Raw genomic sequence first — 16206 nt, forward strand, 5'->3', positions numbered from 1 at the left:
GACAACAAAGGGGGGGATGCTATGGCACACTTTATTGATCGAAGGCTCAACGGTAAAAATAAGAGCACCGTCAATCGCCAACGCTTTTTACGTCGTCATAAACAGCGAATCAAAGAATCAATTGCTGATGCGGTAAATAAACGTTCGATTACTGATGTCGATAGTGGTGAGGATATAACCATCCCCTCTCGCGACATTAGCGAACCTGTATTTCATCAAGGTAAAGGTGGACAACGAGAAGTCGTCCACCCAGGTAATGACCAATTTAGCCCCGGCGATCGTATTGAACGTCCACAAGGTGGTGGTGGTCAAGGCGGTGCGGGAGAAGGTCAAGCAAGCCCAGATGGGGACGGTCAAGATGATTTTGTCTTTCAAATATCAAAAGATGAATACCTTGATTTATTGTTTGAAGATTTAGAACTACCTAATTTACAAAAAAATGCCATTAACCAGCTTGTAGAATGGAAAACATTCCGTGCAGGTTATAAATCACAAGGCGTACCGTCAAATATTGCCATCGTAAAATCATTGCAAAATTCACTTGCAAGACGAACAGCAATGACAGCAGGTAAACGTCGAAAAGTACGAGAGCTTGAGCAAGCACTTGAATTACTGTTTACAACTGAGCCCGCTCAACCGTTTGAAGAAGAGCGGATTAAACAAGAAATTACTGTATTACGAAAAAAGATTAACAGTACTCCGTTTATTGATACATTTGATTTACGGTATAAAAACTATGAACGTCGCCCACAACCATCAAGCCAAGCGGTTATGTTTTGTTTAATGGACGTATCAGGCTCAATGGATCAAGCGACCAAAGACATTGCTAAACGGTTTTATATATTGCTGTATTTATTTTTAAACCGTACTTACAAAAATGTTGAAGTGGTGTTTATTCGTCACCATACCCAAGCCAAAGAAGTGGATGAACATGAGTTTTTCTACTCTCAAGAAACCGGTGGCACGATAGTTTCTAGTGCATTAAAAATGATGCATGACATCGTTAAACAACGCTATCGTCCTGAAGAGTGGAATATTTATGCAGCACAAGCATCAGACGGTGATAATTGGGCTGATGACTCCCCAGGCTGTCGTGAATTGCTTGATAAACACATACTTCCAGTAACGCGTTATTACTCATACATAGAGATCACGCGTCGTGCTCATCAAACATTGTGGCGAGAGTATGAAGCTTTGCATAGCAGCCATGAAAATTTTGCCATGCAAAACATTAAAACGGTTAATGATATTTTTCCTGTCTTTAGGGAATTATTTAAAAAACAAGTCAGTTAAATTAACGCCGCTCCAGGGTAATAAACATAATCGGCACAGGCATAAGTCTAGTGCCGATTAAGCCAACCTATCAATTAAAGAGTGGACAAACATGGGGAGATTGAGTGATGGCAATAATGACAACAACAAAAACACTCAGTGATGGACCAGATTGGACTTTTGATTTACTTGAACAATATCACGTTGAAATTAAACGTGTGGCTGCACACTATCGCCTTGATACTTATCCAAATCAAATTGAAGTTATCACAGCAGAACAAATGATGGATGCCTATTCCAGTATCGGTATGCCGATCAACTACCATCATTGGTCATTTGGTAAACGTTTTATTGAAACAGAACGAGGTTACAAACATGGTCAAATGGGCTTAGCCTATGAGATCGTAATTAACTCTGATCCTTGTATTGCTTATCTGATGGAAGAGAACACCATAACCATGCAAGCCCTCGTGATGGCACATGCATGTTATGGGCACAACTCATTCTTTAAAGGTAATTACCTGTTTAAAACATGGACTGATGCCAGTTCTATCATTGATTATCTTTTATTTGCTCGTAAATACATCACAGAATGCGAAGAAAAATATGGTGTTGATGACGTAGAGAAATTACTCGATTCTTGTCATGCTTTAATGAATTATGGCGTCGACCGCTACAAGCGTCCTCAAAAAATATCGTTAGTTGAAGAAACCGCACGTCAGAAAGCCCGTGAGGATTACCTGCAATCTCAAGTCAATTCTTTATGGCGCACCATTCCCCAACACCAAGCCAAAGAAACCATACGAGAAGAAGAGCGTTTTCCATCAGAACCACAAGAAAACATTCTTTATTTCTTTGAAAAACACGCCCCATTACTTGAGCCATGGCAACGAGAATTAGTGCGTATCGTTCGTAAAGTAAGCCAATATTTTTATCCACAAAAACAAACTCAAGTCATGAACGAAGGCTGGGCAACATTTTGGCATTACACTATTTTAAATCATCTCTATGATGATGGATTAGTAACAGATAGATTCATCATGGAGTTTTTGCATAGCCATACTAATGTGGTCGCACAACCCGAATACAATAGCCCCTATTACAATGGCATTAATCCTTACGCACTAGGATTTGCGATGTTTCAAGACATACGTCGTATTTGTGAAAATCCGACCGATGAAGATAAATATTGGTTCCCTGATATTGCAGGGTCAAATTGGCTCGATACCTTACATTTTGCAATGGAAAACTTCAAAGACGAAAGTTTTATTAGCCAATTTTTATCACCTAAAATAATGCGTGATTTTAAGTTATTCGCCGTTAACGATGACGATCGCCACAATTATGTCGAAGTCAGTGCAATCCATAACGAAGAAGGTTATCGCGCTATTCGAGAGAAATTATCATCGCAATATAATCTCAGTAATAATGAGCCTAACTTACAAGTTTGGAATGTCGCTCTACGTGGTGATCGCTCATTAACATTACGTTATATTCCACACAACCGTATACCGCTAGCAGACAGTCACGCTGAAGTAATTAAACATTTACACCGTTTATGGGGATTTAAGGTAACGCTAGAAGAAGAATTACCTGATGGCCGAGGTAAAATCATTGCAACCTGCCCGACCAATACTCAATATAATACTGAAATATAACCTTTTTCTATAATAAACAAGTCTTATAATCACATAAAAAAGGGGAATCAACATAATGTTGATTCCCCTGCTTTTATTTGAAAGAACCGTAAATATTACTGCTCTTCTTCATATAAGTATTTAGAAATCTTAACGCGATGGGTATACCAAATTGCGCCACTTTCTCGACCATACTTTTTAATACGATCAGCCACTAATTCTGGTTGATGACCATCACAGTATGATTGTAGATCACTATAAAAATTAAGCGCTAATTGACATGCTTCAGGATTCATAAAGTAATAACCACCAACGCGGGTATAAATTTTACGTAATCCATTAATTGTTAGCACATAAAGCGTATTACCAGATTTTCCCGCCATGCCTTGGAATAAACGGTAATCATAATAATTAAATGCGCGAGCACGACAAACTGCCTCACATAACTGAGGATCGTTTTTACCGTATTTATCAACGATTTTCTTTACTTCTTGGAGTAACTGTAATCGATCGTCACTATTTTCAATAAACTCAGCAAAACTCTCAGCAGCTAATAATCGTTGGCATGATTCAATAACATGTTGAATTAATTCGCTAGAGTTTTCTGGATTACCTTTGACAGCATAACGCATAAAAACACTACTGATATCCGTACGAGCCGCTAATAAATCAGCCAATACTCGTTGAACATCCTGTCCATCTAATGTAATTAACGTATCTAAAATGCTTAAACCAGAGGTCTCCATGTAATTATTTACACGGGTCGGTTTACCATGTTGAATCGTTAGCCAGCCATCTCGTGCCAAACGCTGTAATACTTCACGCAACGTTGTTCGAGTTACGCCAATTAGTTCTGAAAGTTCACGTTCAGCAGGAAGAATAGAGCCCTGAGGAAAGTGATTATTCCAGATACTTTCAATAATGTATTTCTCAGCAAACGTCGCTGGGCTATCTGCCTTAATAACCATCTAAGTTCAATCCAATTCGCTTCTTGCTTATATTATTTATTAACACTCATCATACCACTAGTTCATCAATAGCTGAAATCTAGTACACAAGTCTGACATAGAGCTGATAGATATGTACAAAAATAAACCACCTATGCATCTAAAGGTTACCTTAGTTGCATTATTTTATCAGCTAGCGATATTTTGCCCTTAATATTCTGTATATTGTACCCCTAATGTCTTAGGTATCACCCTCAGTTTGTGATGAAAATGTCATAATAATTTTACATAATTATGTCTGCGATTGACTAATCAAATTCAATCCGTAAAGTTATCATTAACACTCTGGGAGCAAATGGACGCTGCTGCCTACTTTAAATTAAATATCATCATTCATTATTGATGGTATTTATCTTAAAGAACTTATCATTACTGAAAATTTTTAGCATGATGCAATAAATTATCAGCTGATTAGTGCTCGTGGGCGACATTCATACCATTTAATACCTGTAAATTTGCACTAATAATAAGAGATTCAAACATGGCTATATCGCTAGGGAATGCCTTTATAAAAAACTTTTTAGGTAAGGCACCTGACTGGTACAAGATTGCAATTATTTCTTTTCTTATCATTAACCCTCTGGTTTTCTTTCTTATCAATCCTTTTGTTGCTGGTTGGTTGTTAGTTGTAGAATTTATTTTTACCCTTGCAATGGCCCTCAAATGTTATCCACTTCAACCTGGTGGCTTACTTGCCATTGAAGCGGTTGCCATTGGCATGACGAGTGCAGAACAAGTTAAGCATGAACTTGTCGCAAATATTGAAGTATTACTCCTGTTAGTCTTTATGGTTGCTGGCATCTACTTCATGAAGCAACTGTTATTGTTTATTTTTACTAAAATATTAATAGGCATAAAATCAAAGATATTACTTTCTCTTGCTTTTTGTATCATGGCCGCCTTCTTATCTGCATTTCTTGATGCGCTAACGGTTATTGCGGTGGTTATTAGTGTAACTGTTGGCTTTTATAGTATTTATCACAAAGTCGCTTCAGGGCAGGATTCTAATTTAAATCATGACCATACCGATGATGATCATGTTCAAGAACTTAGCCGTGATGATCTAGAAAATTACCGTGGTTTTTTACGTAGCTTATTAATGCATGCTGGTGTCGGTACGGCGTTAGGTGGCGTAATGACCATGGTGGGTGAACCACAAAACTTAATTATTGCCGATCAAGCGGGTTGGCAATTTGGTGAGTTCATTATTCGTATGTCTCCCGTTTCTATTCCCGTTTTAATTTGTGGTCTCTTTACCTGTGTGCTGGTTGAGAAATTTAAAATTTGTGGCTACGGTGCAAAATTACCTGACAATGTTCGTACAATATTGGTTGATTTTGATAACGAAGAACGTAAACGTCGTACTAATATTGATTATGCTAAATTTATCGTCCAAGGCATTATTGCAGTATGGCTGATTGTCGGTCTGGCAATGCACTTAGCCGCGGTAGGGTTAATTGGTTTAACGGTTATTATTTTTGCAACCGCATTTACAGGCATAACAGAAGAACATGCACTAGGAAAAGCATTTGAAGAAGCGTTACCTTTTACCGCATTACTCGCTGTGTTTTTCTCAATCGTTGCCGTCATCATTGATCAACATTTATTTACGCCAATTATTGGATGGGTATTAACCCTTGAAGGTAGTGCGCAATTAACCATGTTCTACATTGCTAATGGTTTATTATCGATGGTGTCGGATAATGTTTTTGTCGGTACGGTATACATTAATGAAGTTAAAACAGCATTACTCAATGGTGTTATCGATCGCAATCAATTTGATATGTTAGCTGTTGCCATCAATACGGGTACTAATTTACCTTCAGTTGCCACACCCAATGGTCAAGCGGCTTTCTTGTTTGTATTAACGTCGGCACTCGCACCGCTTATTCGTCTTTCTTACGGACGCATGGTGTACATGGCTTTACCCTATACGATCGTATTAACCTTTGTGGGTTTAGCGGGTATTGAGTTGTTATTAGTTCCAATGACCGATTGGTTCTATAGCATGGGCTGGTTAACGCAAGAAACAGTCAATGCCGCGGCCTTAATTCCTGCGGTCGGTCATTAAAAGAACACAATCAACTTAATGACGATTTACTTATCTTCAGAGCTATGATTGAATAACGCTCAATTATAAGTGCCATATATCATTTCAAGGCCCTGATGTTCGGGGTTTTGTTTTATCCCATTCGTCATTAGAGTACCCATAATGAAAGTGCTTAATTCTTTTTCAAAAACACGTTTAGCTTGGTTGCTATTGCTGATATCAATTATTATTTTTGAAAGTTCGGCGCTCTTTTTTGAACATGTCATGAACCTTGCTCCATGCGTCATGTGTATTTATGAACGTGTAGCAATGATGGGAATTGGGATTGCAGCTCTCATTGGCCTACTTGCACCTAAAAATGGTGTCTTACGTTGGTTAGGCTTAGCCGGTTGGGGATACAGTGCTTATCGTGGTTTAGCACTAGCCTATCAGCATGTTGGTTTTCAATTTAATCCGTCACCCTTTGCAACCTGTGATTTATTTGTCCAATTTCCGTCATGGGCACCACTTAACCATTGGGCTCCGTGGATGTTTGAAGCTTATGGTGATTGCGCCAAAGTGGTATGGACCTTCCTTTATCTATCAATGCCACAATGGTTAGTCGTCATTTTTGCCGCCAATCTTATTGTGTGGACGGTGATGGTGATTGCACAGTTCTTTGGTAACAAACGTTAAGCTACCGTATCAAAACGGCAGATAGAATATAAAAAGCGAAGCATTGAGCTTCGCTTTTTTGATTTAATAATTACAGCGTTTTACCACAGCATTTTTTAAATTTCTTACCACTTTCACACAGACATGGATCGTTACGTCCAATCTCTTTAAACGGGTTAATAGCCTGCGCACCAGAACCAATTTGAAGCTGATCTGCCGCCATCATCACTTCAGTTAACATTAACGGTAATTGTGTATATAACTCACTGGCAGCAGGCATTCCTGTTACACCCGCTTGTTCCATTTGTGCCAATGTTGCGGCTTCATCTATCAGTAACATTAATGTTGTTAATAATGCAGATAACATCCGCATGGTGCCATCAGAAACAGTTTGTTGTTGCCAATTAGGTTCAATAAATTCCCACACAGCTAAAAAGCCTTGTGCAAATTCACGTAATGCACTTTGATGACTGCCATCTTGCAGCCAAATCAAACGTTCAGGTAATTGATATTCACCCGCCTTAACCCTACGATATTGCATTTCAAAATGGTTAAGGATTGGCATTTTATCAGCATCATCGACCATCACTACCGCAGAATCACCACCGCCATTCATTAATACAGGTAACCACACTTCAGGTTCCATTGGCTTTGGATTAGCATTTGCGGCAAATAAAGCGCCTTCAATAAAAGCGGCTGACATACCTTGCCAATGTGATGGTAACGTCATTAATGTATTCATTCGATGTCCTACTGGTAATTTTTTTGATTCACTTTAACGGTATTATACGTTGAATATGAGTGACAACAGCCATAAGACACCATAAATCATCGCTAATCGCTAAAATTTGATAAAGTTAAAAGCAAATTAAATAAAAATACGTTATTTATAGCCCTCGACTTATATATGATGGATACACTTATGTCACCCCATTCACTGAATGCGATTATTGCTGGAGCCAGCGGCTTAGTCGGTACTGAGCTATTGCATCAATTACTCGATCACCCTCGTTTTAATCATATCTACGCCTTGGCGCGTCGCCCATTACCTTTTCATAGTAAGAAATTACATCAAATTATAGACAGCCAATTACGTATTATTGCTTGGGAAGATGATCAACCTATCCCTGAATATGGTTTTATTTGTTTAGGCACAACACAAAAAATAGCAGGATCTCAACAAGCTCTTGCTGCGATTGACATTGATTTAGTCAAAAGTGTTGCTATTACGATGAAAAACCTTGGGGTAAAACACCTTATCGTTGTCTCAAGCTTAGGCGCTTCTAAATATTCACCTGCCCACTATTTGCGTTGTAAAGGCAAAATGGAACAAACATTAACCGCATTGGCATTTGAACATTGCATTTTTGTTCGCCCAGGGCCATTGAAAGGTGAGCGCAATAAACCCCGTAAAGATGAACTCGCCATTCAACGTATTTTTGATGCTATTCATCCATTAATGATCGGCCCATTGCAACACTTCATCCCAATTCCCGCAGAAGATGTCGCTACCAGCATGTTAAAACTGGCAATGACATGTGATAAGCACCAATTACGACCGACTACGGTTATTTCTGGTCATCACCTGCGATCAATGTAAAAACAAAGATGACAAATTAGCCAACTCGCACTAGACTCTTGCCCCTTAGCGTATTTACCGAGTAGAGCAAACACCCCTATGCGAGTTATTTTAGGCCCGATGGAAGGCGTATTAGATCACCTAATGCGCGAGATGCTAACCGAAATTAATGACTATGATCTTTGCGTAACTGAATTTATACGTATCATTGATAGCCTACAACCAAATAGTGTTTTCTATCGTTTATGTCCTGAATTACATCACGGCGGTAAAACACGCTCAGGCACGCCAGTTCGCGTTCAACTATTAGGTCAAGATCCACAATGGATGGCTGAAAATGCCCATCGTGCGTGTAACCTTGGCTCTGCGGGCATAGATATTAACTTTGGCTGTCCAGCGAAAGCGGTGAATAAAAGCCGTGGTGGTGCGGTATTACTAAAAGAGCCCGAATTAATCTATCAAATTGTTAAAGCAACCCGTGCCGCGGTTAATCCAACCAAACCTGTGACTGCTAAAGTACGTTTAGGTTGGGATGATCCTCAGCAATGTTTTGAAATTGCCGATGCTATTGCACAAGCAGGTGCTGATGAAATGGTGATTCATGCGCGAACAAAAGATGATGGCTATAAAGCAGATACCATCAAATGGGATTACATTCGCCAACTTCGTCAACATGTTACATTACCGATTATTGCCAATGGCGAAGTCTGGAACCATGCAGATGGTCAAGCCTGTTTAACGGCCACCAATACTGATGCATTAATGGTTTGTCGCGGCGCGCTAAACTTACCTAACTTAGGTAATGTGGTTAAATATAACCAAGCTCCTATGACCTGGGAGCAAGTATTAGCCCTTTTACTAACCTACTCTCAATTTGAAATAAAAGGCGATAAAGGCTTATATTACCCTAACCGTGTAAAACAATGGTTTGCTTACTTACGCCACCAATATCCACAAGCAAAAGTATTATTTACTGATATTCGTTGTCTTAATAAAGCGACACCAATTATTGAACGATTAGAACTTGCTCAACAGCAATTATCGTTAACCGTTTAAAAAGCCATATTTAATCAGCGACTCCCTCATAGATAATAAAGGATCGATAATGCGTTGGAAGAATTCTCGCCAAAGCTCAAACATTGAAGATAGACGTGGTGATAGCCCTGCTCAAGCTGGTATGCCAGCGGCGGGTTTATTGCGTCTAGTCCCTTTACTGATGCGCAGTAAAATAGGTCGAATCATATTAGTCATCGGTGGCTTATTTTTGGCTTTTCAATATTTTACTGGTGGCGGCAGCTCCCTTGGTTTACAACAATCTCATACTGCTAAAAAAGCCACTGTACAATCTAACGATGAAAATAAGCAATTTGTTGCCGCAATTCTCGGAACAACAGAAAGTGTCTGGGACAAGCAATTATCGGGAAAATATCAGCCACCGACATTAGTGCTGTATAACAATGTTACCCGTACAGGCTGTGGCACAGGCTCAGCACAAACAGGCCCTTTTTATTGCCCAGCGGATCAAAAAATATATCTCGATCTTGGCTTTATTAATGAATTGAAAAAATTAGGGGCCCCTGGTGATTTTGCCTTTGCTTATGTGATTGCACATGAAGTTGGTCACCACGTTCAGAAATTACTTGGCACAAGTGACAAAGTCCATCAACTACAACAGCGAAGCGATAAAATCACCGCCAATAAGCTGAGTGTAAAGTTAGAGCTTCAAGCCGACTGCTACGCTGGTGTTTGGGGTCACTATGTGAATCAACAAGGCATGCTTGATGCGGGTGATATTGAAGAAGGGATCAATGCTGCCAGTGCTGTTGGCGATGATCGTTTGCAAAAATCAGCAGGACAAGCTGTACAGCCAGATGCCTTTACCCATGGCAGTTCACAACAGCGTATTTCATGGTTTAAAAAAGGTTTTAAATCAGGCGATCCAAAAGTCTGTAATACTTTTGCTCGTCCATAGTTTGCACTAAGAGTGTAATCAAATTAAAAATGCCCCCGTAACGGTCAGTGACGGGGGCATTTTTTATGACATCAACGGATTATTAGCCGCTTATTCACTAATACGATTAGGATGATTTAGGATGTGGTCTTCCCAATCAATCACGTCAATCTCATATACAATTTTATTACGTACCGATTCATCCGCAGCATGCATTGCATCTTTAGAACCCGTGATCAATGGATGCCATTCAGGTAAAGGTTTACCTTCCGCTAGCAAACGATAAGCACACGTTTCAGGTAACCATACAAACTCGTCAATGCGCTCACGAGTTAATTTAAGGCACTCTTCACCTGACTCAAATCGATTTGCATAATCTTTACATGAACACGTTTGATTATCGAGCAAACTACACGCAACATTGGTGTAATAAATATCATCGGTATCATCATCAATTAACTTATGTAGACAACATTTACCGCAGCCATCACAAAGTGATTCCCACTCTTGATCTGTCATTGTCGCTAAGTCTTTCTGTTGCCAAAAATGGGTCATGATACTTACACCAGTATTGTTATTTGTGTCGTTAAATACGCCACAATAATGAATGAGCTTATCAAAAAATAAAGCAGGCGGTTTTTATAGCGATCAATACGGTAAACTGCAAATTAAAAATACCTATTAATCATCAATACCTATAGAAATAATAGCTATTCTCATTTGTCATAATAAGAAAATAACCACGCTATCAATCATAACGATCGATAAAATCATTAAGTCATTTGGCTTTTAGGATTAACAATGGTAATTTGCGCAACCAATTTATAAAGCAGAAAGAGAAAAATATGATGGAATGTCGTTTAGGTTGTGGAGCTTGTTGTATTGCTCCAAGTATATCATCTTCGATTCCAGGCATGCTGGATGGTAAACCTGCGGGTGTTCGTTGTGTGCAATTGAATGAAAAGAACTTATGTAAACTCTTTGGTAAATCTGAACGCCCTGCGGTATGCCATAATTTTAAAGCTTGCTCTGATATTTGTGGTAATACCAACGAGCAAGCCTTAACAATTATTACCGAGCTTGAACAAATAACCGAATGATTATTATTGCCCGTTTACTGAAGAATAACGCTATTCCTTAGCTGCTGTACCAGTAAGAATGCGTAATGCACTTTTAGCCTTTTCTACCACTTGATGGCCAGAATATGTCAAATATCCTCCATCCTCTTCAGTCACTAATCCTTTCGCATACAAACGTTGTGCTGCTGAGATAACAGCCGGACTTGCATCGCTATGAACCTTAATGCCTTCCATATTGCTGTGCATAGGGAATTTTACCAGTAGATTCATTTCATCAACGATATCGGGAGTGTACAGCATAGTCACCTCTTTATGGAAAATCCCAGTGGGATAAATAATCTATTATTAATATTAGCGTTTGTTGATAAGAAAACTAGGTGCAGAGATCAATATCTGAAGATCTTTCTTTAGCAAGATGAGATCCACATCAAAAAATTGAACATCTATCAATCATTCAGTTTCAGTGCTGTATAAAAAACAACCTAAGTTATTGAGGGATATAAAAAAGCCGCTTCACAAAACCATCATAATATATGATAAATTTTGCTATTAGCGGCTTTTTGACAGCGATTAATCGCTATTAGGCTTGAATACCAACAATTAACCATGGCGCATTAGGTTTGCGTAAATCACGCTCTAAATGCCATACATCATTAATGTCTTCTTCTACACCTTCAACACTATCTTTATAACGACCACTAAACTTAATGCTTAATTGCGCCATATTTGCGTCATGATCAGCACGCACAAGTTCAGCATCAACATACATCACTTCTGTGTGTTGTTCTTCAGACAGTTTTGCACGCTCGGCAGTTAAATCCACTAATAAAGCGGGAGACACGTACTCACGAATTTTTTCTAATTCGTTATGGTTCCATGCGCCTTGAATAATACGATAATGATCACGCGAACCATTTAGGAATCCATTCATATTAAAGTTTGGCGGTAAGTTAAACGGCACATCGCTATCTGTTGATTCAAAACCAGATGATGATTGCTGTTGCTGTGCTGCACCTTGACGGAACTGTTGTTGTTGCTGCTTAGACTGCGGTTGTTGAGGCTGACGAGGAGAGTTACCCGCATAAGACTCACGGTGCCCCATCGGCGTACCTTTATTAGCACGCATAGCTTTAAACAGCTTAAACAATACAAAGGCAATCACACCAATGATCAAAATATCCATAAATTGGATACCATTGAATGCGCCACCAAAGAAAGCGGCTAACAAACCACCAGCAAGAAGACCACCTAACAAACCACCCATTAGGCCTTTTTTCGCCGATGATGCTGCGGTTGGATTTTGTTTACGGATAGTGTCAGTCTGTTGTGGTTGCTGCTTACGAACCGGAGCGGTTTTAAAGCTTTTACCAAATGACTTACCACCACCGAATCTTTTTGCTTCTGCATGTGATGCTGTAAACGACACCGCCACAATAAGAGCAAATACGGTAAAAAAACGTTTCATAATAATCGATATACCTTCGTCATTAACTCTAAGCATCGTAGCTATTCGCTACCAAATGTCAATTTAATCACCTATTAAAATTGTTACTAACGTTTAACATTGATGACCATTATTTAAAATAGCACATTAAACACATAATAATCAGACATCTAACGCTAGCAATATAGGCATTATATTATGGTATTCTTTATATAATTAAACATAAAGTGATTTAATGTGCATACTTATGCGCAATAAATTGAACTAATATAACCTAAAAGGTGAAAATTCCAATATCATTCCATATATTATCCGCAGTAAACGTTTATTATTATATACTGTTTTTTATAGCATCAATGAAAGTTAACAATATCTGTTTAACGACGTTACTTTCTTTAATTATTATGATTTTTCTCAATGGAGATATCTATGCAAGAGAACAATACACATAGTAAATTTGTGGGTTATCTATTGTGGATTTTTGGTTTTACTGGTGCTCACCGTTTTTATTATGGCAAACCAGTAACGGGTACAATTTGGTTTTTAACATTAGGTTTATTAGGCATCGGCTGGTTAATCGATTTATTTTTAATCCCATCGATGAACCGTGAATCTGATTTACGCTTCGCTAGCGGTGAGATTGATTATAATATTGCATGGCTATTGTTAACCTTCCTTGGCGTATTTGGCGTTCATCGTATGTATATGGGAAAATGGCTAACAGGTATCCTTTATCTATGTACTTTTGGCTTCTTTTTAATCGGTATTTTAGTCGATTTCTGGACGCTAAACGATCAAGTATCACTCGAAAACACCAAGAAACAAACTGCATAAAATTCACCATTGGTGATTAGTATTGTGGCATTTAATGTTTCTAGCACTTGAAACCACTTTAATGCCTCAATACTGACATTATGGAAAACTGATATTTCTCATAATGTCTCAAGGACGACAATTATTAAAATAATTAAAAAGGCAGTCTATCACTAGGCTAATTACGACAATTGCAAACACATTTAAAGAGTATAATTCCATGGCAAGAAGAAATGACCACACTCGCGAAGAATTGGTAAATATGACTCTTGAGCAAGTGAAAAACTTTCTCAATGAGCATCCGCACCATGAACTAAGCTTACGCAAAGTCGCGGCGATGATTGGCTATGTTCCCAGTACTTTAGTTAATGTATTTGGTAACTATAATTTATTACTCCTTCATGCCGTTGCTCAAACTCTTGATGAATTATTCCAACAAGCTGAACTTTGTGTTCGTGATTCAACCACTTCACAACAAGCATTACGTAACCTTGCTTTCTGTTATCTTGATTTTGCGACTGCACACCCTTACCGCTGGCAGTTAATTTTCCAACATACAATGAATGGCGAAGATCTTCCTGAATGGCAAACCGATCGTATTGATAATATGACAGGTATGCTAGAAGCTCTGATTGGTCAAATTAATAGTGACATGAGCGAGAAACAAGTCCTTGAAGCTAGCCGTGTTATTTGGGCAGGCGTCCATGGTATTACGTTATTAACCGTTGATGATAAATTATTCACCTCAACCCCTGTTGATGGTAAAGCATTGATCAATAATTTATTAGATACCTACCTTAATTCATGGCACAAATAATTTAACGAGAACAGTAGAATGCCCCCCAAGCCTCAGTCAACCCTATTAACCAAACGACGGTTTTTACCTTATTTCCTGACACAGGCTTTAGGGGCATTTAACGATAATGTTTATAAAAATATTCTACTCATTTTTATTGCTTATGCTTCAGTACACACACTTCCGCTTAATGCTGATTTATTAATTAATTTAGCCGCTGGATTATTTATTCTGCCTTTTTTCTTATTTTCAGCCTCTGCTGGCATTCTTGCGGATATTTATGATAAAGCTAAAATAATGCGCATCGTCAAATTGGCGGAAGTCATTATTATGTGTTTTGCCGCTATCGCTTTTATTTACCAAAGTTATCTATCGCTATTATTTTTACTGTTTTTGATGGGCACTCAGTCCGCATTTTTTGGGCCAGCTAAATATGCGTTATTACCCCAACATCTTAAAAAAAATGAATTAGTTTCAGGCAATGCACTGGTTGAAACAGGCACATTTTTAGCTATTTTACTCGGCACTATTATTGCGGGCGTAATAGCGAACAGTGACAATGGTCGTTATATCGCGGCCATTAGCGTTATTATTTTTGCTATTTTAGGCTATGTGACTTCGCTCGCTATTCCACCAGCACCACCCAGTCAACCTCACATCAAATTTCATTGGCGTCCATGGCAGCAAACACGCCACACCATGAAAATAGCCCAGCAAGATAAAATCATATTTCAGTGTATTATCGGTATTAGTTGGTTTTGGTTCCTTGGTGCGTGTTACTTAACCCAGTTTCCGAATTTTGCTAAATCCAACTTAGGTGGCCAAGCTTCCTCGGTGTCTTTCTTATTAACCTTGTTCTCTATCGGTATCGCTATTGGTTCAATGTTATGTGATCGCTTATCACACCATCGCATCGACCCCGGTATCGTCCCTATCGGCTGTTTTGGTATCAGTCTGTTTGGATTTGGTTTATACGCCATGACCCCGAGTATTATTCCGGTTAGTGACTCTATCTTAACGTTTGTGGCACAACCCTCACTATGGCCTGTTTTTATCTCGCTATTATTGCTCGGTGTCGCTGGCGGTATTTTTATCGTGCCGTTATATACCTTAATGCAACAACGCGCCCAAGAAGATCAACGCGCTCAAATTATTGCGGCTAATAATATTTGGAATGCGGTCTTTATGGTTATTAGTGCCATTGTTGCCATTGTTTGTTTATCTCTATTACAGCTGTCTATTCCTCAATTCTTCTTATTATTGTCAGGACTCAATGGGCTCGTTTTGGTATATATCTATTTTCAAGCCCCCGATTTTTTCTGGCGCTTCGTGGTATGGGTTGTCACTCACACCATGTACCGTGTCCAGCATCACAATCTTAATAACCTTCCTCAGCAGGGAGGCACATTGTTAGTTTGTAACCATGTTAGCTATATGGATGCCCTGCTATTAGCGGGCGCTTGCCCTCGCCCAATTCGCTTTCTAATGGATAAAAAGATTTACAACCTGCCGATCATTAATACTTTTTGTCGAGCTTGCAAAGCCATTCCTGTCGATGCTAATGATCGTAAATCAGTCCGTACTGCATTTGCTCAAGTGGCTACCGATCTAAAAAATGGCGATATTGTGTGTGTATTTCCGGAAGGGCATCTGACACAAGATGGCGAAATAGCGCCCTTTATGCGAGGCATTGATTTGATCATTAAGCGCTCAAGTGTTGAAGTGATCCCCGTTGCTTTACAAGGTTTGTGGGGCAGCTATTTTAGCCGAGAAGGGGGGCATGCTTTACTTAAATGGCCGAAACGGTTTTGGTCAAAAGTGACTATTGTTGTCGGTGATTGCGTGCATTCAGATACCACCAATAGCCAATTATTACGCCAACAAGTGATGGCATTACGGGGTGATAAACGTTAATCATAACGTA

16 protein-coding genes are annotated in these 16206 nt (G+C 39.0%); 11 read left to right on the forward strand and 5 right to left on the reverse strand.

Annotated features, from left to right (window positions below; all coding sequences use genetic code 11):
* The first annotated feature begins 21 nt into the window (after positions 1-21).
* Together C9J51_RS06905 and C9J51_RS06910 are read left to right on the forward strand one after the other, a co-directional pair.
* Complete coding sequence (locus C9J51_RS06905; RefSeq protein ID WP_045039905.1) at positions 22-1293, forward strand: YeaH/YhbH family protein; 1272 nt, start codon at positions 22-24, stop codon at positions 1291-1293.
* Positions 1294-1400: 107 nt separating this feature from the next.
* Positions 1401-2930 (forward strand): SpoVR family protein, encoded by a 1530-nt coding sequence (locus C9J51_RS06910; protein WP_045035759.1) that lies wholly within the window; start codon positions 1401-1403, stop codon positions 2928-2930.
* A 95-nt stretch (positions 2931-3025) separates the two neighbouring features.
* On the opposite strand, the gene fadR is transcribed toward C9J51_RS06910, so the two are convergent.
* The gene (gene fadR / locus C9J51_RS06915) at positions 3026-3877 is read right to left on the reverse strand and encodes a fatty acid metabolism transcriptional regulator FadR (RefSeq protein WP_045035758.1); all 852 of its coding nucleotides are present in this window, start codon (positions 3875-3877) and stop codon (positions 3026-3028) included.
* A gap of 520 nt (positions 3878-4397) precedes the next feature.
* On the opposite strand from fadR, the gene nhaB reads away from it, so the two are divergent.
* Complete coding sequence (gene nhaB, locus C9J51_RS06920; protein WP_045035757.1) at positions 4398-5987, forward strand: Na(+)/H(+) antiporter NhaB; 1590 nt, start codon at positions 4398-4400, stop codon at positions 5985-5987.
* Positions 5988-6128: 141 nt separating this feature from the next.
* Complete coding sequence (gene dsbB, locus C9J51_RS06925) at positions 6129-6641, forward strand: disulfide bond formation protein DsbB (RefSeq protein ID WP_107274927.1); 513 nt, start codon at positions 6129-6131, stop codon at positions 6639-6641.
* A 70-nt stretch (positions 6642-6711) separates the two neighbouring features.
* Here dsbB and C9J51_RS06930 read toward each other — a convergent pair whose 3' ends face one another.
* On the reverse strand, positions 6712-7362 hold the full coding sequence (locus C9J51_RS06930; protein ID WP_045035755.1) for an SEC-C metal-binding domain-containing protein: 651 nt from the start codon (positions 7360-7362) through the stop codon (positions 6712-6714).
* A 180-nt stretch (positions 7363-7542) separates the two neighbouring features.
* On the opposite strand from C9J51_RS06930, the gene C9J51_RS06935 reads away from it, so the two are divergent.
* From C9J51_RS06935 to ypfJ, 3 genes are all read left to right on the forward strand, one after another.
* Positions 7543-8220 (forward strand): NAD-dependent epimerase/dehydratase family protein, encoded by a 678-nt coding sequence (locus C9J51_RS06935; RefSeq protein ID WP_045039906.1) that lies wholly within the window; start codon positions 7543-7545, stop codon positions 8218-8220.
* Between the two features lie 78 nt (positions 8221-8298).
* The gene (gene dusC, locus C9J51_RS06940) at positions 8299-9255 is read left to right on the forward strand and encodes a tRNA dihydrouridine(16) synthase DusC (RefSeq protein ID WP_045039907.1); all 957 of its coding nucleotides are present in this window, start codon (positions 8299-8301) and stop codon (positions 9253-9255) included.
* Between the two features lie 49 nt (positions 9256-9304).
* Entirely contained in the window at positions 9305-10171 is an 867-nt protein-coding gene (gene ypfJ / locus C9J51_RS06945; RefSeq protein WP_107236811.1) for a KPN_02809 family neutral zinc metallopeptidase, read from the forward strand.
* A gap of 90 nt (positions 10172-10261) precedes the next feature.
* Here ypfJ and C9J51_RS06950 read toward each other — a convergent pair whose 3' ends face one another.
* A complete protein-coding gene (locus tag C9J51_RS06950; RefSeq protein ID WP_045039908.1) occupies positions 10262-10705 on the reverse strand; it encodes a YcgN family cysteine cluster protein in 444 nt (147 codons plus the stop codon).
* Positions 10706-10998: 293 nt separating this feature from the next.
* Here C9J51_RS06950 and C9J51_RS06955 point away from each other — a divergent pair, with 293 nt between their 5' ends.
* On the forward strand, positions 10999-11250 hold the full coding sequence (locus C9J51_RS06955) for a YkgJ family cysteine cluster protein (RefSeq protein ID WP_045035830.1): 252 nt from the start codon (positions 10999-11001) through the stop codon (positions 11248-11250).
* Between the two features lie 30 nt (positions 11251-11280).
* Here the strand turns inward: C9J51_RS06955 and C9J51_RS06960 are convergent, their stop codons facing one another.
* Together C9J51_RS06960 and C9J51_RS06965 are read right to left on the reverse strand one after the other, a co-directional pair.
* Positions 11281-11529, reverse strand: a complete 249-nt coding sequence (locus C9J51_RS06960; protein ID WP_045035723.1) for a TIGR02647 family protein — start codon at positions 11527-11529, stop codon at positions 11281-11283.
* A gap of 280 nt (positions 11530-11809) precedes the next feature.
* Entirely contained in the window at positions 11810-12694 is an 885-nt protein-coding gene (locus C9J51_RS06965) for a Tim44 domain-containing protein (protein WP_045035722.1), read from the reverse strand.
* Positions 12695-13102: 408 nt separating this feature from the next.
* On the opposite strand from C9J51_RS06965, the gene C9J51_RS06970 reads away from it, so the two are divergent.
* The 3 genes from C9J51_RS06970 to C9J51_RS06980 all read left to right on the forward strand — a co-directional run bounded on the left by C9J51_RS06970 (position 13103) and on the right by C9J51_RS06980 (position 16196).
* Positions 13103-13507 carry an NINE protein gene (locus C9J51_RS06970; protein WP_045035721.1) on the forward strand — a complete coding sequence of 135 codons (405 nt, stop codon included), beginning with the start codon at positions 13103-13105 and terminating at the stop codon, positions 13505-13507.
* Positions 13508-13706: 199 nt separating this feature from the next.
* On the forward strand, positions 13707-14303 hold the full coding sequence (locus tag C9J51_RS06975; RefSeq protein WP_045035720.1) for a TetR/AcrR family transcriptional regulator: 597 nt from the start codon (positions 13707-13709) through the stop codon (positions 14301-14303).
* 18 nt (positions 14304-14321) lie between these two features.
* Positions 14322-16196 (forward strand): MFS transporter, encoded by a 1875-nt coding sequence (locus tag C9J51_RS06980; RefSeq protein ID WP_045039909.1) that lies wholly within the window; start codon positions 14322-14324, stop codon positions 16194-16196.
* The last annotated feature ends 10 nt before the right edge of the window (positions 16197-16206 follow it).

Origin of the sequence: Photobacterium iliopiscarium, assembly GCF_003026395.1 — a bacterium.
In the GTDB taxonomy this organism is placed as follows: Bacteria; Pseudomonadota; Gammaproteobacteria; order Enterobacterales; family Vibrionaceae; genus Photobacterium; species Photobacterium iliopiscarium.

Coding starts and splice junctions, on each gene's coding strand:
- ypfJ (WP_107236811.1), top strand. CDS start 9,305: ATGCGTTGGAAGAATTCTCGCCAAAGCTCAAACATTGAAGATAGACGT.
- C9J51_RS06955 (WP_045035830.1), top strand. CDS start 10,999: ATGGAATGTCGTTTAGGTTGTGGAGCTTGTTGTATTGCTCCAAGTATA.
- C9J51_RS06970 (WP_045035721.1), top strand. CDS start 13,103: ATGCAAGAGAACAATACACATAGTAAATTTGTGGGTTATCTATTGTGG.
- C9J51_RS06910 (WP_045035759.1), top strand. CDS start 1,401: ATGGCAATAATGACAACAACAAAAACACTCAGTGATGGACCAGATTGG.
- dsbB (WP_107274927.1), top strand. CDS start 6,129: ATGAAAGTGCTTAATTCTTTTTCAAAAACACGTTTAGCTTGGTTGCTA.
- C9J51_RS06930 (WP_045035755.1), bottom strand. CDS start 7,362: ATGAATACATTAATGACGTTACCATCACATTGGCAAGGTATGTCAGCC.
- C9J51_RS06980 (WP_045039909.1), top strand. CDS start 14,322: ATGCCCCCCAAGCCTCAGTCAACCCTATTAACCAAACGACGGTTTTTA.
- fadR (WP_045035758.1), bottom strand. CDS start 3,877: ATGGTTATTAAGGCAGATAGCCCAGCGACGTTTGCTGAGAAATACATT.
- C9J51_RS06960 (WP_045035723.1), bottom strand. CDS start 11,529: ATGCTGTACACTCCCGATATCGTTGATGAAATGAATCTACTGGTAAAA.
- C9J51_RS06975 (WP_045035720.1), top strand. CDS start 13,707: ATGGCAAGAAGAAATGACCACACTCGCGAAGAATTGGTAAATATGACT.
- C9J51_RS06905 (WP_045039905.1), top strand. CDS start 22: ATGGCACACTTTATTGATCGAAGGCTCAACGGTAAAAATAAGAGCACC.
- C9J51_RS06935 (WP_045039906.1), top strand. CDS start 7,543: ATGTCACCCCATTCACTGAATGCGATTATTGCTGGAGCCAGCGGCTTA.
- nhaB (WP_045035757.1), top strand. CDS start 4,398: ATGGCTATATCGCTAGGGAATGCCTTTATAAAAAACTTTTTAGGTAAG.
- C9J51_RS06965 (WP_045035722.1), bottom strand. CDS start 12,694: ATGAAACGTTTTTTTACCGTATTTGCTCTTATTGTGGCGGTGTCGTTT.
- C9J51_RS06950 (WP_045039908.1), bottom strand. CDS start 10,705: ATGACCCATTTTTGGCAACAGAAAGACTTAGCGACAATGACAGATCAA.
- dusC (WP_045039907.1), top strand. CDS start 8,299: ATGCGAGTTATTTTAGGCCCGATGGAAGGCGTATTAGATCACCTAATG.